Below are 18,987 nucleotides of genomic sequence, written 5' to 3' on the forward strand. Positions count from 1 at the left end.
GAAGTCGCCAGAAATGATATAATATGAAAATAACCTTCGACATGGCCTTTGACCAGGGCTGCTGGCCCGGCCCCCTGACAGACCGCAAAGCAGCGGCCGGCGAACTCTGGGTCGGCCCCCTGGGCCTGCTCAACCTCATCGAAACCATGACCGGCCTGCGCGGCCCCGGCATACCCGGGGCTGTCCGTGTCGCCTCCCTGGTGCCGGCCATTCGCCAAACCAGCCGGTTCTGGAGCCAGTCCGCCGTCGTTGACCCCTTTGGCACGGCCGCCAAAATTCTGGACTGGCGGGATTTTCTCTTTCTGCACGGCTGGCAGGGCGAAAAAGGCCATGGCCGCCTGCCGGCCCTGGCCGAAGTCACCGCCGCCGTCCTGCCCGGCATTCCCGACCGCCTGCGTCAGGCCGCCGGAACCATCTCCGGCCAAAACAACGCCATCTCCGAACTGCACCTATTTGAACCGCCGGCCGATCTGCCCCGGACCTGGCAGCAGGTCATCACCGCCCTGACACAGACCGGTACCACCGTGGCCATCCAGGGCATCCTCCCGGCCACACCCAAAGGCGACCTGGCCGCCTGCCGTAAAACCGCCTTTTCGCCCACGGGCGACGGCTCCCTGCAACTTCTCCGGCCCCTTACCCCGGGAGCGGCCGCCCAGGAGGCAGCGGCCTGGCTGTCCGGCCTTTCAAACCTGGATCGCACCGTCATCATCGGCCCGGACAACACCCTGGATGCCGCCCTGTACCGCTTCGGCCTGCCCACCACCGGCGGCGGCATCCCGGTGTATGACAACGCCCTGCTGCAAATCCTGCCGCTGGTGCTGGAAATGGCCTGGTCCCCGCCCGACCCCCAGCGGGCCCTGGAACTGCTGATGCTGCCGGTCAGCCCCATCCCCAGGGGGATCGCCTTCCGGCTGATCCGGGCGCTGCAAAACTACCCGGCCGTGGAATCAGAAGAATGGCGCCGGGCCCTGGACACGGGCCTGCAGGAAATCCCAGACACCAGCCGCCTCAAAAACCTCAAAAACCGGCTGGAAGCCATTTTCAACCCCTGCATCAGGGACAAACAATACCCGGTCACCGAGGTCCACACCCGCATCGATCTCCTGCGCAACTGGGCCCGTGGCCGCATGCAGCATGATCCCGCCGAAGGCCTGGACTGGCAGCCACTGATCGCCCAACTGGAAAACGCCGGGCGCATGGTTTCCCTGTCCGGGCTGGGACATTTCACCGCGCCCCAGATCCGGCGCATGATTCACGATATCACCGTTGAAAGCCATGTCCTGCCCCTGTACCCGGACCAGGCCGGCCTGGCCCATGTGGACGCGCCCGAATGCCTGGTGGACCGGGCCGAAAACATCCTCTGGTGGTCATTTAACCGCGATTCAGCCGGGTCTGTTTTCACCGACCCGTTTTCCGATGACGAAAGACGCTCCCTGCGGGATATCGGCGTCGTGCTGCCCGACCCGGGCCGGCAGGCCATCCGCAACGCCGTCCGCTGGCAGCGACCCCTGCTGCTGGCCGAAAAGCAGCTCATTCTGGTCTGCCCGAAAAACAGCCTTGCCAACGAAGAACAGTTCCCCCACCCCCTGTGGGACGAACTGGTCGGCCGGTTAAAAAACAGCGCCAATGCCGCGGCCCTTGAAACGCGGGACATTCTCTCACCCAAAAAGCCGGCCCTCAAAAAACGCAAAAGAATTCCCCTGCCCGGCCCGGAGAGCGAACTGCATATCGATCCAACCCTGATCATCAGGCCCGAGTCGGAATCGCCCGACAGCCTGTCCGACCTGTTTTCCTGCCCGTTTCGCTGGCTGGTAACCCGCCTGGGCCGGATCTCCAGCGGCCTGTCCGCCGCCCTCTCGTCACCCGAAGAGCTGGAAGGCTGGTTCATTCATGAAATTTTAAGGCGCCTGCTGGAACAGGGCAAACAGGCGCCGACCGCCGCCGCCAAAAAGGCCGGCAGCATATTCGATCAACAGGGGCCGTTTCTGGCAGCCAAATTTTTCCTTCCCGGTCACGACGACCTGCGGGCCCGGGTGAAAAGCAACACGGAAACAGCCGCCGCTCAGATCTTCCGGCTGATGGACCGGGTCGGCTTTTCCATTGACGCCGTGGAGCAGAAATATGAACAGAAGGCGCCGTCCCTGAAGATTACGCTCAACGGCCGTCCGGACCTGGTGCTCGGCACCCCCCAGGCGGTGATCGACTTTAAACGCGGCGGGGTTAAATACCGCCAGACCGAGCTGGCCAACGGCACCAGCATCCAACTGGCGGTTTACGGCCACCTGCTGCGGGGAAAAGAAAGCGCGCCTTTCCCTCCGGCCGCCTATTTCATGCTCAAAACCGGGCAACTGATCACCACCGAACCGCGGGCGTTCCCCGAAGCAATCGCCGTTAATGGCATTGAATTAAAAGAGACCTGGCAGGCCGTTAAAACCACGTACAAAGCCGTCCGTGAAGAACTTGACCGGGGAGAGGTCGGGATTCCGGGCAACCAGGAAGAACCTCCCAAAGAAAGCCAAATCATCGACGGCCGGCTTTCCTTAAAACCCTGCGCTTTCTGCAATCTGGGCGCTCTCTGCGGCCAGGCGTTTATGGAGGCGGAATGAGAAACATCCACATCATCACCGCCAGCGCGGGCTCCGGCAAAACCTACCGCCTCTCCACCCTGCTGCACGAACGCATTACCGCCGGCAGTGTGCGGCCGGAAGCTGTCATCGCCACCACCTTCACCCGCAAGGCCGCGGCCGAACTGTCCGAACGGGTCCGCCGGCACCTGATCGCCGGAAACCTGATCGAGGAAGCCAACCGCCTGGCCGCCGCCCGCATGGGCACCATCAACTCCGTCTGCGGCCGCCTGATCAGCGATTTTGCCTTTGAGCAGGGCATCTTTCCCGAGGCCGGCGTGCTGGACGAAGCCGCCGCCAACCGGGAAGTCCGCCGCGCCATCTCCAGCGTGGTCACCCAGGACCGCGCCCGTCAACTGACCGAGCTTGAAAACCGGCTGACCAGCTTCAATTGGTCCGAATCGGTCCGCGATATCATCGGCCTGGCCAGAAGCAACGGCCTGACAACAGCGGACCTGGAAAAATCAAAAGCCCACAGCCGCGAAAGCATCCGGTACCTGCTCGGCCGGACATCCACGGCCAAGGCCGCGGCCGACCTGGAGCAGTCTGTCAAAGACGAATTGGCCGCCCTGATCCCCCAAATCGACCTGGATGAAGACACCACCAAGGGGACCAAAAGTGCGCTTGATTTTTGCCAAAACACCCTGACCCAGATGCAACAGGGCCGGCCGATTGCCTGGGCGGCCTGGCTTAAACTCACCAACCCCGGTTTCGGAAAAAAGTCCGCTGAACTTGCCCAACCCCTCATGGCCCTGGCCGCCGCTCACGACAGCCACCCCGGCTTAAAACAGGACCTGGATGACGCCATCGGCCTGGTCTTTGATATCGCCATTGCCACCCTCGATATTTACCAGGAGCACAAACGGCTCTGGGGTGTGGTCGACTTTACCGACCAGGAAGTCCTGATGCTCGAACTGCTCGACCGGCCCGAAGTCGTCAGCCGCCTGCAGGGCCACATCGACCTGCTGCTGGTCGATGAATTCCAGGATACCAGCCCCATCCAGCTGGCCATCCTGCTGAAACTGGCGGGCATCAGCAAAGAAACCGTCTGGGTGGGCGACCAGAAGCAGTCCATCTACGGGTTTCGCGGCACCGACCCGGCCCTCATGGACACCTGCCTGGCCGAAATCGTCAAAAACCGCCGCCCCGAAATCCTGGACAAATCCTGGCGCAGCCGCCCGCCCCTGGTCAAACTGACCTCGGATGTCTTCAGCCGGGCCTTTGCCCGGCACGGCATCCCCGAAGACATGATCCGTCTCTCTCCGGCCCATCAAAAAGACGACCCGGATCTGGGTCCGACCGTCGAATGGTGGACCATAACCAGCAGTGGCCGGGCATCACAGACCCAGGACGCCGCGGCCCTGGCCGATGGTATCCGCAAGCTCTTAAACGACCCGAACACCCGTGTCCGCGACAAGGCCACCGGCGCCACCCGCCCGGTCAAACCGGGCGACATCGCCATCCTCTGCCGCAGCCACGACGTCGGCCGCAAAACCGCCGCCGCCCTGGAAAGCCTCAACATCCGGGCCGTGCTGCCCCGGACCGGCCTGCTCAACACCCCGGAGATCATGGCCGTCATGGCCGGCCTTCGCCTCTGGGTCGATGTCCGCGACTCCCTGGCCGCGGCCGAACTGGCCCGCCTCTTTCATTTTCCGGATGCCCCCGGGCAATGGCTGGAAACCCTGTTAAAAAACCCCGGCGCCCCGGCCTTTGCCGACCTGCCCGAAATCACCGCCATCATCGCCCAATCGCAACTGCACCCGGCCGCCGGCATCGAGCAGAGCCTGGATCGGGTCTGCCGGGCCGTCAATATCCGCAAGTGGTGCCTGGCCTGGGGCGATGCCGCCGAGCGCTTCGCCAACCTGGATTCGCTCAAGGCCCATGCCCGCAACTACATCAACGCCTGCTTTGAGGAAGGTATCGGCTGCACCCCGGCCGGGCTCATCGCCCACCTCTATGATCTCAACGCCAACGAAGAAGACAGCCGCGCGCCGGTCACCGGCGAAAACGCCGTCAACATCGTCACCTGGCATGCCTGCAAAGGACTGGAATGGCCCATCACCGTCCTGGCCCAGATCGGCAAAACCTTTGATCCCGATCCCCTGGGCGTGCAGGTGGTCAACAACTGGCGGACCTTCAGCCTGGACAACCCCCTGGCCGACCGCCTGCTGCGCTTCTGGATCTCCCCCTATCATGAACGGACGAAAAATTCGGCTTTCCACGACCGCCTGCAAAACCATCCCTCCATGGCAGAAACCGCCCGCCAGCATAACCGCCAGGAGCTGCGCCTGCTGTACGTGGGCTGGACCCGCGCCCGGGACCGCCTCATCCTGGCCGGACGGGAAAAGGAATTTTCCTCCGGCATCCTGGCTATGCTGGTCGACGATCAAAACCAGTGGCTGCTGTGCCCCCCGGACAAAAACAAGGCCACCTGGGCCGGCAAAAAGATAGACATTCACACCCGCGTCCTGAACCCGGTCGACCCCGAACCCCGGCAAACCATTCCGGGAAAAGATTATCCGGACGTCTGCCCCCCGCTGCAAGACTCCGGCCATCCCCCGGCCCGGCTCTCTCCCTCGGCCATCCCCGGAACCGGCCGGATCATCTCCCTGGAGAAAATCAGCGACCGCCTGCCCCTGGCCGACCAGGCGGACATGACCGCCCTGGGCGAAGCCATCCACACCTTTTATGCCGCCGACCGCCTCGGCCTTGAGAAAACCGCACGCCTGACCCTGGCCGCCGATATCCTGCACCGCTGGCAGACCGCCGCCAGCTTAACGCCCGAACACCTTCTGCAATCCGCCGACGCCCTTACGGCCTGGGTTGACCGGAATTACCCCAACGCATCCTGGAAAAAAGAGATGCCCATCCTCCACCGCCTGGACAACGGCACCCTGATTTCCGGGTTTATCGACCTGCTTCTGGAAACCCCGGAACAACTGGTCATCATCGACCACAAGGCATTCCCCGGCAGCCAGGATGAGGTCAATAAAAGGTCAGCGGAATATTTCGGCCAACTGGCCGCCTACGAGAATTGTCTAAAGGAAATCAGCGCTAAGCCGGTGGTGAAGATTTTGCACTATCCGGTGTCGGGGTGGGTGGTAAGGGTTGATTAAATAATTTGTGTGGAATTTTTTCTCATTTTTTGTGGCCACGCTTATTGACAGTTTCAATCTGTTTCAGTTTTTTTTCCGCCTCAATGAAGTGTTTTTCGGCTTCGGTCGGTTCGGCCAACTGCCGTACCCGGAACCTTTCGTATTCCTCGTGGGCTTTGCGCAACGCCTCTTCATGGCTTATTTTCCCGGCATGGGTGAGCAGCTCGCGGCCGGTCATGGTTAAAAACTGGTGCAGGCGCTCTATCCAATCGGCCATGGTCATGGGGTTGCGGTTCAAAGCCTGGATTTCAGCAACCTCAAGATAAGCGGTCACGATCCGGTTAAGCAGATCCAGTTCCTCTTTGTTCAGATAGTTTTTGGCCACTTCCACATCGCGCTTGAGCAGTTTATTGCCCGGATAATTGGTCACTCCCATATTGCTTCGCGCGGCATCGGCGCGTTCATAAATCAGTTCAGCCGCCGTTTGTCCATGGGCGGCCCAGTGCATCATGTTTTGCACCTGCCTGAAAAATTTCTGAGATGTCTCCACCATGGGGTCATAGTCAATGCTGGTGGCATAAATATCCAGCACCTTGCGCCAAAAAACCTTTTCTGAAGACCGGATGTCGCGAATACGGGCCAGCAACTCTTCAAAATAACGCCCGCCTTCCGGCTCTTTCAGCCGTTCATCATTTAGGGTAAATCCCTTGACGATATATTCCTTCAGACGCTGGGTGGCCCAGATGCGAAAGCGGGTGGCTACCCGGCTCTTGATGCGGTAACCGACTGAAATGATTATGTCGAGGTTGTAAAAATCCAGTTCCCGGCGCACATCCCGATCCCCTTCCCGACGAACTGTTAAGAATTTCTTAATAGTTGCTTCCGGCGTCAGCTCCCCCTCTTCGTAAATGTTGCGGATATGCATGCTGATATTTGGAACCGTTGTCTGAAAAAGATCCGCCATCCGTTGCTGCGTCAGCCAGACGGTCTCATCCTCCAACCGTACATCAATTTTTATCCGGCCGTCTTCCGCTTCATAAACGAGAAGCTGCCCCTTGTCGAAAGTTGAAATCGTGTTTGTCACCAAATCCCTGGTCACTTTTCATTTCCTCCTCAATGAGTTTCTCTACCCGGACAATGGCCCGGTCAATAAACCATAAAACTAAGCCTTTTATTTTCGGATAGTATTCACCGGGTCAAAATCTGGTGCTGCTTTCGCTATTTTTAGGCGTTCTCCTTCTCCCAGCCTAGCCAACGCTTCCTCATCCAACAACGCCCCAAACAGTTGTGCCTCCAAAGAACGCCGTCGACTCTCAAGTGTTCGGAACTGCCATTCATCATAAGTGCCTTTAAAAACTACAAACGTGCACTCGATCTTAGGATATGTCTCTGGGTTTTTATCGTTGTTTTTCCACTCGATAGCCATCTCGTTCCATAAGGACCGAATTCGATCAACCCTACCGATTTCCTGTTCAACAATTGCCGGATTCCACTCTGGATGAAAAAGAACAACTCTTCTGCAGGCTCGATGCAGATTAAGGCCTTCTCGTCCAACGAGGCTCTGGGCAACAAGAACTTTCGGCATCGCCCCTTTTCGATTGAATCGTTCCTGTACTATTCTCCGCGTAGACATTGCCATACTGCCGTCCATTAATCTGCAGAAACCGCCACGCTGAACCGTGGTTCTTTCGGTAGTATCAATTTCCATTGCACTTAACAGGTGATATGGCGTTATATGATCTCCAAGCGCATCAACTTCCCGGAATTCCTTATCACCATCCCATTCGGTACTTTTCTGGATATCTGAAGAGAGATTCTGATCATATGCACCCTGTATATAATCTGACCAGATTTCGATTATTCGCTTAGTCAAATTATTCCGACTGTCATCATCTAATTCAGTATCATTTTCGTTAAAAGAAAAAATATTTCTTCTATTTGATGTACCCTCAAGTAACTCTTCCAACAAATCAGCCCGCAGTTGGTGCAATACACTTTTTAAATTTTTTCCGGAAGATTCATCATCTTTCATGCTTTTGAGGCAGGAGTCTCCTGGAAGCTTTTTTAACAATTCATCTTCATCAAACCATCTTGCCAGACGTTCCTGAAGATTCAAATACTCTTTTTCGGCCTCTTTAAGTTTATTGATCAGGTCTTCTTTGTTTTTAAACCGTAAATGTGTATCACTGAATCCCAACATATCATTTCTATTGTCAAGACGTTGATAAGTATTCCAAAGTGCATCATCAGACACTCTCATCGAAAGAGTCGGTTTTCCTGATACAAGTTGACGTATCACATAGCGGGCGTTCAATTCTTTCACAAGTCCTTGCATTGGTTTGGTAAAAGTACCGAATACAAGAAATTTTTCGTCCGGATATTCCCGCAGTGTCGCCTCAATAAAGTCAGCTGTTTTTTGTACCCGTGGATGACTGGTACTATCCCACCTACCGTCATGATTTATTACATGAGAAAGGGCAAGTTTATGCCAGAAACGAACACGGTTTTCTTTCGATAATTTAGGGCCCGGAATATTATTCGCAACCATATCTTGTTCTGCCGTGCCTGCACTCAAATCAAGCATTCCAGAAGCATAGCGGTATCTGACTATTTTAGCTCCATTGTTAACTTTTGTTCCAGCTGCCGCCAGAGACATGCCTTCCAACGCCAGTACCGCTTTTTTCCAAGGTTCATTTAAATCATTAATATCCACTGATAAGGTATTCATGAATCGATGGGGGTGTGCGGTTTCTTCAGAGATAAGAAGGTCCTTATGTTCCTTTTGATTGATTCTTCGGCGTCTGACCATTACCGGTCGCAGACTCGCTTCGAAATCTTTTGCAGTAATTTCAAGCTGATCAATAGCCTGTGGATCGTCCGGAGCCATATTTGCTTTTTTCAAGCATTCCTCAAACTTAACCAGGCAGTCTTTTTCAACTTCATTGATTTTTGCCCGCTGCAGCAGGTCTTTCCATTGGCTTGCTCCCAATTCAACTGGAGTCGCAGTCAGGCAGAGACGTCGTGAAGTGCTGTTTCTCGGCTGGATGATCTCTTCAAGAAGGGTCGAAAGTCGTTTCATCACTCTACCGTTAGAATCGGAATCCTCTGATTGCTCTTCGCGACTTTTGTGTGCCTCGTCTATAATCAGAAGGTCCACTTTCCCAAGTATATGTCCGATAAGTTCATGCAGGGGTTTCCGGCCATAACCATTTTGCTGAAAGGGTTCCGCAGCATTGTCAAGTGGACTCCCATCACGCTTAATCGGTGGGGCCATTTCATTTACAAAATTTTGTGTATGGCTACTTAAGGAATTATATTTTTTAACAAGATATTCAGCAGCTTTTTTTACCTGATTATTCCATTTCTCCTCTTTTTCAATCTTGGTTTTCCATGATCGATTTGAGCGTTCATCAAACACGTTGCTTAAATACTTTATCCAAATCGAATTTCCATGTTCTTCATTAGACAATGCGATCAGGCTTCTTACCAGAATTGGAAGTTCAAACTTCCAAAGCTCCGTATTGCTTTGAACCCGGTTTAAAAAGCCAAAGTTGTGCGAGACCAGTAACCAATCGCCATTTTTCTGATTGACAAGTGGATAAGTATCAACGTCATCATAAATACCCCAGTATGATCGGAGCTTTTTAGCTTTTTTCAACGCACAAGTGTCGGGGGCGACGGAATTAATTGAGTCGCTAAACTCCTTACTTTCAAATTCCCATTGATAAACAAGCCCCGGCGGCACTACTGCCGCAACCGCACCACCTGCCCGCATAACCGCATCCATAATTGCAAGAGCCACTCTGGTTTTTCCCAAACCGACTTCATCCGCCAATATCGTTCCACCATCGCGGAGCCTCTTAACAATTGCTCTTGCCGCATGTTCCTGACCGAAACAGGGTTTCCCTTTGCCGGATGCGCTCATGGATGCAATGACAACTTCGAGGTGACTTGCCACATTGTCCCAATTAAAATTAGACATTTCCACCTCCAACAACACCCGGCATATTTTTCATGCCCCATTTGTTTACGAGTTCGTCAATTAACGCATTCCAAAATTTGTTTTTCCATGGAGGTGCAAAATCTGGACACTTTAACACTTCGAGAAAATTAATCCCTATTGAACGCCACTCTGTTATCTGCTCAGGTGACAGACAGGAAATTGTGGCAGAAACTTGATTCACCCAATCTTCAATATATTCCGGCCCTGGAAGATGTTGATTACGATCCGCTAAAAATTCAACAAATCGCATGCTTGTATAAAGCGGGTATTGGTCCTTTGCAATGCCGCTCTTATCTGTTTTTTTCGGTTTAATGGAATGATTTTTGTCTTTTCCGTCTCCATCGTCTCCATCGTCTCCATCGTCTTGATCGTTGTCATCCAAATTGTTATTCGGATAATTGAGAAGGAATGCAAATAGATCGTCGACACGACTTAACTCTGGTTTTTGAGAAGGGAACATTCCGTTTTCAGTTATCACAGGAATAATATATCTATCCTGCCTCCAAATTACTTTCACATAATTCGGTATATTACCTTCCCATCCAACATCAACGGTAGAACCGACCATAATTTGTTCAGAAATCTCATTATGCTTCAGCAGATAAATTTTATCGTCTTTTAAAGACACCGATCCATTATTCCAGGAAGGGCGCAATATATTTTCTCCGGATACCTCGAAATATGTTATTGGAGGCGGTTCGGTAAATTCGATATCCGGTATAGACCCATTGTCGTTTCCTGATTTTAAATCGTTTTTATCAACATCAATCTCATCACCACATGCAAGTGTTTTATACAGTGTATCCTCATTGAAGATTGCATTCGAATCGAAATGGAATACAACTCCAGCTTCAATGTTTCCCTTACCGAATTTGTCATTAGGACTTTGCCCGGGTGCCGAATGCAATCCCATCATACTAAGATTGCCTGACCCAATGTAAATAGAACCGTATTCTATTTTACCCGAGCTTTGTAATTTACCGACAAAGATGTACTTGGCGTGCAACCGCGATCTGCCTGCATCAGCAGGATCGGATGGTTTGAGAATTTCCCATGAATTTCTTTGGGTATCACTTCTATCCCATAAGGCGACCTGCCCACAAAAATCCGGATTTGCAATCAGATATTTCCTTGGATCTTTCTGCAATACTTTTGCAGACTTTAATTGAGTGCCGATAATGCTCAGTGATTTCGGTTCCAGATCAGAGTCACCTGCCTGCTCAAAAAAACCCGAACCGCAAACAAGCATATTTCGTGCAGGATGATCACCCTTCAGTCGAGAGATGATAGATGTTATCAAAGGCCTTCCGATTGCTTTCTCCTGAGTCCCATCAGGCAAAGGATGGTCAAGTGAAGTAAAAAAACGGGGCCTTTTTTTACCGATTGTTTGTTCCGCCTCCAGAGAATCAATCAGATTCAGCATTCTACTGCATAAACTTTTATTCACACTATAAAAGGTTATGAGATTTTTAAAAAACTGTGCGGCTGCGACTATGTCCAAAATATCTATTTTATCATCTGCGGACAATTTTCCAGATTCATTAGTTCTGACATCGAGGTACCACGCCATTTCGATTGTCTGATTGCCCGAAGATTCTGTCCAGTTACCACTCGTTACGACTAAACGGTAACATAATGGTTTTCCGTTAGGGGTTTTTCCGAAAGAGAGGAGGGCAACCTTAGCATGTTGTGATGCGATCCATTTTTTCCAGAGTTCACACCTATGAGGTTTAAGCCATATAAGGCCTGGCAGTTCCAACTCGTTCAGATCCACACAATGGGGATTAAGCATAAGAAACAGATTTGTATATCCGCATAACCTTCTGTGCATCTTGCTGCGTTGTGTAAAAGTTTCAAGAATTCGATCAACATACGACTGTGATGCACTATAAGCACAGGTAATTCCGACTTGTCCTACCAAGCCATCTGGAGGAAGAAACAATTCACTTAACGTCAAGTTGTTCGAAGACACTATACTGTTCCCCCTCCACAATTGAGCCAGAGATTATGGAATTGTTGTAATCTGTTAAGCACCCAGGGGTTTTCATGATTCACTTCCGAAGGGGTATTGTCACCGGTTTCCTCGTCATGGATGTCAGTCTCCGAGAAACCTGTTTTAAATAAAGGCCCCTTTGAAACTTTTCCGTCGATGATTTGGAGTATGCGACCATCACGTGCCAGTAGAAACGACAGTTTTTCTTTTAGATTTTCACTCACCATTTGACTGGCAAAAACTTGTGCATCGCGCGGGTATGGCCCCTGTTTTTCTATTAAGGAAAGGTACTGTTCTGCGGATCGAGTTACCTCTCCAAAAGCATGAGCAATCTCCTGCAATTGTGATAATTTTACGATAGGTATACCAATATCTTCATTTTCCATGGCCATTGCAGATACATCCAGCAGTTTGACACAACTCAACCGCATATCTTCAAATGCTTTTGCATTCAGTAAATGATTTGCGTGAATACGTGCTTTTTCGTCGGATACTGCCATCTTTTCTAAAAGGTCTTGCCACGAGCCTGAATCATTCTCTTTGAAATATTTGACGATTCGCCGACGTCTCTCTTGATCATCAGAGCAAACACCTCCAGTCACAAAGCTGTTAAGACGTCCTAATACAATTTCCTTCTCTTTTTCTGTAGGGTAACTGGGACCTAACCTCTGTGAAATTGATTGTGGATCAACATATTGTCCTGGGCCTGCTTGTCCCTGAATCCATTCTGATAGAAATTTTACGACAGCTTTATTACCCCTTCCAATTCCACTTTCCTGCTTAAGAAGAAATGCCTCTGCAAGAGATTCTCCCAATTTTGAAAGATGCATTGTGTTGAACCGAATTCCTTCGCCCTCCACAAACCCTAACCCGATATTGGAGGGTAAAGCACGAACGGTTGATTGCCGGTAGGTAATCTGAACGTAATGCCGTTTCTGAACCAATTGTCTGAAGTTCCAAGTGTCGTCATTCTCCTGATCTCGACTGAATGCCCGTTTCCCACGGAAAGAGTAAGTGTCCAAATTGTTTTGATATTCTGCCTTGCACCCAAGCGCCTCTATCGCGTTTGCAACTCTGATTGGACTTTCCTTAATATTCTCTTGAACTAATTTAAGGCCGGCAACTGCCCAGCTCAGTTGCCGAACAAACCATACACCACCAAGTCCCGGTATTGTTTGTTCCCGATGATAACGCATTGCAGACCGTAATCTGAATGTCAGATCAACACGGGAGGTGGGAATTACCTCCGGATCAGGAATGAAGAATGTGCCAGACATATAATTTCCTTTGAATCTTCGTAATAGGACTTTTAAAACCTTTTCATATCAATTATCATCATTCATACCTTAAACACCTTCATCACTTCATCCCCCAGGTGGTTGATGACTTTGACGGCGATGCGGCCGGAGGCGGGTTTAGGGAAGGGGCGGGAGGTGTCGGAGTTGAGGGATTCCCAGGCCTCCTGGTTGATTTCGGCTTTGAGGGTGGTTTTGAGTGACTTGTAGGGATCATTGGCGCCGAGGAAATAGGCGTGGCGGACGAAGAAGCTTTCTTCGTTGTAATCGGTATCGATGAACCAGCAGGCGATTTCGTCAGTGTTGTTGCTGCGGATTTCGCCGGTGGAGGGATGGAACACATCCACGCCTTTGACCTGAACCTGAATCTGGTCGTCTTCGGCAGGCAAGATCTCGATGTCGGGTTCGCCGAAGATGACAAAGAGGTTGCCCTTGCCGGTGTTTTTCAGCTCATCGGCCATGTGCAGGTCGGCGTTCATGCGGGCCTTTAAAATGGGGATGCGGCCCAGCTTGTCGAACTCCGAGGAATGGGCATCGTAGTTGAAGGCGCAGGCAATCAGCGTGTCAAATCCGCCGTCGCCGGCTTCCCGGGCCGCGGCCACCAGGTCCGGCTTGGAGACGGTGCCGAATTCCGGGCCGATCAGAATGGCGGCCCGTTTTTCCGTGTCGCCTTCGGCGTAGCGGCCTTCGGCGCAGACATAGTGGCCCGGCCAGGGCGCAAGCGAGGTAAAGGTGATTTTGTCTTCCTTGTGGGCCTGCTGAACCCCGGCGATTTTCAGGTTTTCCAGGATTACGGTGGTAAAGTCGTAGGTTTCTGAAAAGCCATCGCCGGGTTCGGACACGCCGTCGATCAGCTCATCGTTTTCATCCACCCCGAGCACCCGGTGGGGCGAAAGGCTTTCCACGGTAAACGGGCCGGCCACCCGGACTTTTTTGCCGTCCTCGTAAGGTTTGTCATAGAGGTATTCATAATCGGCTTTGGCGGCAATGGAGGCGTCGATCTCCTTTTGCCGGGCAATGCGGCTTTCCCACCAGTCGGCATGAAGTTTTTGCGCGGCTTTGGGCCAGTTGTCATCTGCTTCGCGGGGAATTTCCCACTCTTCCCATTTTTCTTTTACGGCCTTGTTCAGTTTTTCCCGCAGGGGTTCCAGCACCGCCTGATATTTTTCCCAGATGACGTCGATTTCGGTATTGTTGGCAATGGATTTTAGGGTGATGTGGGGCACGCGCTGGTAAACAAAGCCCTGGCGGATGTCGTTATAGGTGGGTGTGCGGGATGGTTCGATCTGGGTAATTTCCGCTTCTTTCCGCCGGCCTTCCGGGCTGTCGGCCAGCAAATAATAAGAATAGCGGGCGCCCATGAGCCGGGCACGGGCCAGGGCCAAGGCCACCCGGGAGGTGTCGATGGTGATCCAGCGGCGGCCCCACTGCTCGGCCACGTAGGCGGTTGTTCCGGACCCGCAGGTTGGATCAAGAACCAGATCGCCAGGGTCGGTGCTTAAAAGGATGCAACGTTGGATAACAGTGCTGGCTGTTTGTACCACATACGACTTATTTTGTTCTGAAAGCTGCTCGCTCCATAAATTTGTGATTGGTAATACATCAAAATCCTCAAGAAACCGTTTATATCTTAGTGTGTCACCAACCACCATCAAACGATCCGCTTTCTGTAGGTTGTACATGCCATCTGTCGAAGTTGACCAATATCTTTTTTTGGGGTTAAATTCTTTTCCACAATGATAAATGTTTTCGCTCTTGCTATAGTGAGAAGAAGTCAAATCAGAAGAGGCAAAAATCTTTCCGCCTGCTTTTATTTCTTTTCCTAAATCACTTATGCTCGCTATTGGTGCAGTTCTGCCATCTGCAGTCTGGATTTGCCCGTATCCAGTAGTGCCAAATTCACCAAATATTTTACGATTAAAAAGTTGTCGGTATTTTGTCATCCGAATGTTTTTACCAAACCATAAAATATTGTCATTTACTATCGGCATCAGATTGGATCCTTGAGTGCTAGTAGTCTGATATACAATCTGACAACAAAAATTGTCTTCTCCAAACACCTCATCCATCAGCGCCCGGACCCGGTGCACATTCTCGTCCCCGATCTGGACAAAGATGGACCCGGAATCGGTGAGCAGGTCCCGGGCCACGGTGAGCCGGTCCCGCAGATAGGTGAGATAAGAATGAATGCCGTCGCGCCAGGTGTCCCGGAAGGCCTTGACCTGTTCGGGTTCCCGGGTGATGTGTTCGGCCTTGCCGTCCTTGACGTCGCGGCTGGTGGTGGACCACTGGAAATTGGAATTGAACTTGATGCCGTAGGGCGGGTCGATGTAGATGCACTGGACTTTGCCGCGCAGGCCTTCGCGCTCGGCCAGGGAGGCCATGACCTGGAGGGAGTCGCCTAAAATCATGCGGTTGGACCAGTTGGCGTCGTGCTTATAAAACTCGGTTTTGGCCTTTTCATCGGGCAGGCCGTTAAAATCGGCAAACAGATCCAGTTGCTGGGGTTTGCCGGCTTGTTCTTCTGCTTCGGTTTGGCGGCGCAGGTCGTCGATGAGGATTTTGGGATGGACTTTTTCCTGAATATACAGGGGCGGGGCCTGAACGATCAGATCGGACCAGTCCTGCATATCCTTGCCGCGCCAGACCAGTTGGGGGTCCAGGTCGCGGTTGCGGCGCTGATAGGCCAGGAGAACCGGATTTTTCTCCTCGTCGCGCATGACCGACTGATATTCGGCGGTGGGGATGTTCTTGCGCGAGGCCCTGGCGTGGGTGATGGTGGTGACTTCTTTGACAGTTTCTTTTTTCGTGCTCTTTTTTGCCATGTGGCTATCCTCTGTTTTCTAAGGCTGAGGGGAAACAGAATGAACTATTTGCTCGAACTGTTTTTCGATAACATCCTTCAGATCGCTCTCCATGCCATAAACCTCCGTTAACTCCGCAAAGGCCCAGCGGCCGTAGCGGCCGGAATTGTTGACGCCGGGAATCCAGTAGGTTTCCATGGTCGCTTTCTTTTCCTTGGCATCTTCGCCGCGATAGCCCTTGATCTCCACGACCAGGTGCAGAGGATCGTCGCGGCCGTCGTCAATATCGACGATAAAATCCGGCAGGTAGGTGCGCACGCCGGAACCGTAGCGGTAAGGCACTTCCAGGCCCAGGTTGTGGTTCTTGACATAGGCCCGGGCCCTGGGATGGGCCTCGGCCACCCGGCAGAACTCGGCCTCCCAGCCGCTGTCAAGTATGACCCAGTTGACATGGCAGCGGCGGGCGTCGGTCTGATAACGGTCTTGTTTGGAAGTATTAAAATTGACATGACGGGTGGAGCCGGTGGGATTGTAAGGATCGAGCACGGCCTGGACGGGACATTCTTCCACATGCGAGCGGGTAATGGCGCTGGTAATGCGTTCACAGGCCATGTCGGCCAGTTCCAAGTACATCAACTGGGCCGGATAGGTGTTGCCTTTGCAGACCAGGCAGGTGTCCAGCCACTGGCGGGTAATCTGCTTGAGCTGGCCGAAGAGGTGGAGCTTGGGGTCTTCGTCCGGGTCGTTCCAGCGGGTATAAAGCAACTGTTTGGTGAGATGATACAGCAGGGTGGCCGGGCGAACGGTTTCCAGATGCTTCAGGCTGAGATCCACATCCTGGCCGATAATGCCAGCATTTCTGGTGATGGAGGGGCCGACCAGATCGGGCGACAGGGTCAGCACCGAATCGGCGGTGAACTTGGCGGACAGCCGGTCCCGGGGCAGTTCCACCCGGTAGCCGGTTACCCTGGGAAATCGGATTTCAAGGGCATCGCGGTCCGGCCGGACAGCCCGGACATGAATGGTTTTAGACGGCGGCTGGGGCGGGGCCACCACCGGTTTGGCGGTAAAGTCAAAAGGAATGCCGAGAATGTCGGCATACTCGGGGTTCAGCAGTCCGTCTGCTTCGTTGGTGGCATAGGATTGACGGCGCAGGGCGCGACCGATGACCTGTTCGCAGAGAAGCTGGGTGCCGAAGGCGCGCACGCCGAGTACATGGGTGACGGTGTTGGCGTCCCAGCCTTCGGTGAGCATGGAAACCGAAACCACGCAACGGATGGCCTCACCCAGGCGGCCCGGTTTGCCCACGGTGTTCATGACTTCCCGCAGCAGATCCTGGTCGGTGAGGTTTTCGGCCTGACGGCGGTCGCCGGTGCGTTCGATGATTTCCCGGCGGAAGCGCTCGATTTCGTCGCCGGCCATTTTCCGGAAGTTGTCGTCCAGAGCATCGCCGGACTCAAGCTGTTCGCTGTCGATGAGCAGGGTATGCGGCCGGGCCAGGGGCTGGTTGTTTTCGTCAAAATTGCGAAACAGGGCCAGGCGGCCGTTTTCCACCTGGCCGGGGCCGTTTTCCGTTTCGCGGACAAAGCCGGAAATATAGTCATAGACCAGCTTGGAAATGGCCGTGTTCTGGCAGACCACGATGAAACAGGGCGGCGAAGGCAGGTTTTCTTTTTCCCATAGATGAAAGGTTTCTTCATAATGGCCGTAAAGCGCTTCTAACGCGGTTTGCAGCTCTATGGGCAGGCTGAGGGGATCCAGTGAGCCGGATTTCCCCCTTCCTTTCTTGGGCATTTTTTTGCCGATGTGTGTCCAGAGGTCCCGGAAGCGGGGCATATCATCGCGCTTGATGAGGTTGTCGGCCACGGGCACGCGGGGCAGCTTGACGATGCCGCTTTCAATGGCGTCCATCAGGGAAAAGTCGCTCATGGTCCAGGGAAAGAGGGTGCCTTCGGCATAACCGGAGCCGCGCAGGAAAAACGGGGTGGCGGACAGGTCGATAACCCGGCGGACCCCCAGATGGCGGTTGACGGCTTCCAGGCCCGAAATCCAGAGCCGGGCCGCCTCGTTGTTTTTTTCCGCTTCTTTGCGGTCATCCCCTTTTAAGGCGAGCTCGTCTTCGTCCGGTGGTTTTTCGCGGTAGCAGTGATGGCCTTCGTCGTTGATGACCAGAATGCTTTTCAAGCCCATGAGATCGGGCATGGCCCGTTGCAGCATCTGCCCTTCGGTTTCCAATGTGTCCAGGGGCGCGCCGTGGCCCTGGAGCAGGGCGCGGCCGCCTTTAGAAATTTCCAGGCGCTCGCGTCTTTTGAAGGTGTGAAAATTGGTGATGACGATCTTGGCCCGTTGCAATTCGCCGAGCATGTCGGGCGGAACCAGTTCCCGGCTCTGGTAGTAGCTGTCCGGATCGTTGGGAAAGAGGACGCGCAGTCGGTCGCGGATGGTCAGGCCGGGGGTGACGACCAGAAAGCCGCGGGTAAAGTTCGAGCTGGTGGGGCGACGCACGGCATTGATGGTCTGCCAGGCGATGAGCATGGCCATGACGGTGGTTTTGCCCGAGCCGGTAGCCATTTTCAGGGCCAGGCGGCTGATTTCCGGGTTGGCGTCATTGTTGGCATTGGCCAGATGCGTCAGAAAGCCCTGGCCCGATTTACCGGACTTCGGGGCCACTTCCGTCAGCCAGATGGCGGTTTCCATGGCTTCTACCTGGCAGAAAAAGGGACGGAAGCTGTTGAATTTATGATGACGCCAGTGTTGCAGCAGGCGGGCGGTTTCCGGCGTGACCCGCCAGTCGCTTGAATTCGGAATTTTCCGCCAGAGACCCACCTCCAGACGAAGCTGATTGATGATGGAGGTGGGGTCGTATTGCTGGGCCTCGGTGGACAGCCCCTTGCCTTCATCAAAGACAAACTCAAGTTGCTGCTCTTGGCTCTTTTTGCGTTTTCTCGGCTTGGGAATGGGGGTGATGAATTGGGCCGGCCGGCGGTATTCCAGAATTTTCTGGGTCGGTTGACCCTGGCCGTCCAGTTCCCAGTGGCGGGCCGGATAGGTGTATGGTGAATTCAGGACTGGTTGTTCGAAAAACCGATCATTCATTGCCTGATGATTTCCCCCTTGTTGTTTTGTAAAACAATTTAACCGCAACGTGATCTTTTTTAAAGGAAATTCAATCC

At 53.3% G+C, this 18,987-nt stretch carries 8 protein-coding genes; 2 read left to right on the forward strand and 6 right to left on the reverse strand.

Features of this window, described 5'->3' with window-relative positions:
- Positions 1-23: 23 nt before the first annotated feature.
- Together AB1724_11285 and AB1724_11290 are read left to right on the forward strand one after the other, a co-directional pair.
- A complete protein-coding gene (locus tag AB1724_11285; GenBank protein MEW6078387.1) occupies positions 24-2,606 on the forward strand; it encodes a PD-(D/E)XK nuclease family protein in 2,583 nt (860 codons plus the stop codon).
- The gene (locus AB1724_11290) at positions 2,603-5,740 is read left to right on the forward strand and encodes a UvrD-helicase domain-containing protein (protein ID MEW6078388.1); all 3,138 of its coding nucleotides are present in this window, start codon (positions 2,603-2,605) and stop codon (positions 5,738-5,740) included. Before AB1724_11285 ends, AB1724_11290 begins: the two co-directional genes overlap by 4 nt.
- 22 nt (positions 5,741-5,762) lie before the next feature.
- On the opposite strand, the gene AB1724_11295 is transcribed toward AB1724_11290, so the two are convergent.
- From AB1724_11295 to AB1724_11320, 6 genes are all read right to left on the reverse strand, one after another.
- Positions 5,763-6,818: a virulence RhuM family protein gene (locus tag AB1724_11295; GenBank protein ID MEW6078389.1), complete on the reverse strand. Its 1,056-nt coding sequence runs from the start codon at positions 6,816-6,818 to the stop codon at positions 5,763-5,765.
- A gap of 72 nt (positions 6,819-6,890) precedes the next feature.
- A complete protein-coding gene (locus AB1724_11300; protein MEW6078390.1) occupies positions 6,891-9,701 on the reverse strand; it encodes a helicase-related protein in 2,811 nt (936 codons plus the stop codon).
- On the reverse strand, positions 9,694-11,694 hold the full coding sequence (locus AB1724_11305; protein MEW6078391.1) for a hypothetical protein: 2,001 nt from the start codon (positions 11,692-11,694) through the stop codon (positions 9,694-9,696). Before AB1724_11305 ends, AB1724_11300 begins: the two co-directional genes overlap by 8 nt.
- Positions 11,694-12,992 (reverse strand): hypothetical protein, encoded by a 1,299-nt coding sequence (locus tag AB1724_11310; protein ID MEW6078392.1) that lies wholly within the window; start codon positions 12,990-12,992, stop codon positions 11,694-11,696. The genes AB1724_11305 and AB1724_11310 overlap by 1 nt, the downstream gene beginning before the upstream one ends.
- Positions 12,993-13,054: 62 nt before the next feature.
- Positions 13,055-15,835 (reverse strand): site-specific DNA-methyltransferase, encoded by a 2,781-nt coding sequence (locus AB1724_11315; protein MEW6078393.1) that lies wholly within the window; start codon positions 15,833-15,835, stop codon positions 13,055-13,057.
- Positions 15,836-15,853: 18 nt separating this feature from the next.
- Positions 15,854-18,910, reverse strand: coding sequence for a BPTD_3080 family restriction endonuclease (locus AB1724_11320; protein ID MEW6078394.1), 3,057 nt, complete (start codon positions 18,908-18,910; stop codon positions 15,854-15,856).
- Between the last annotated feature and the right edge of the window lie 77 nt (positions 18,911-18,987).

The sequence above is a fragment of the Thermodesulfobacteriota bacterium genome (assembly GCA_040753795.1).
Lineage (GTDB): Bacteria > Desulfobacterota > Desulfobacteria > Desulfobacterales > Desulfosudaceae > JBFMDX01.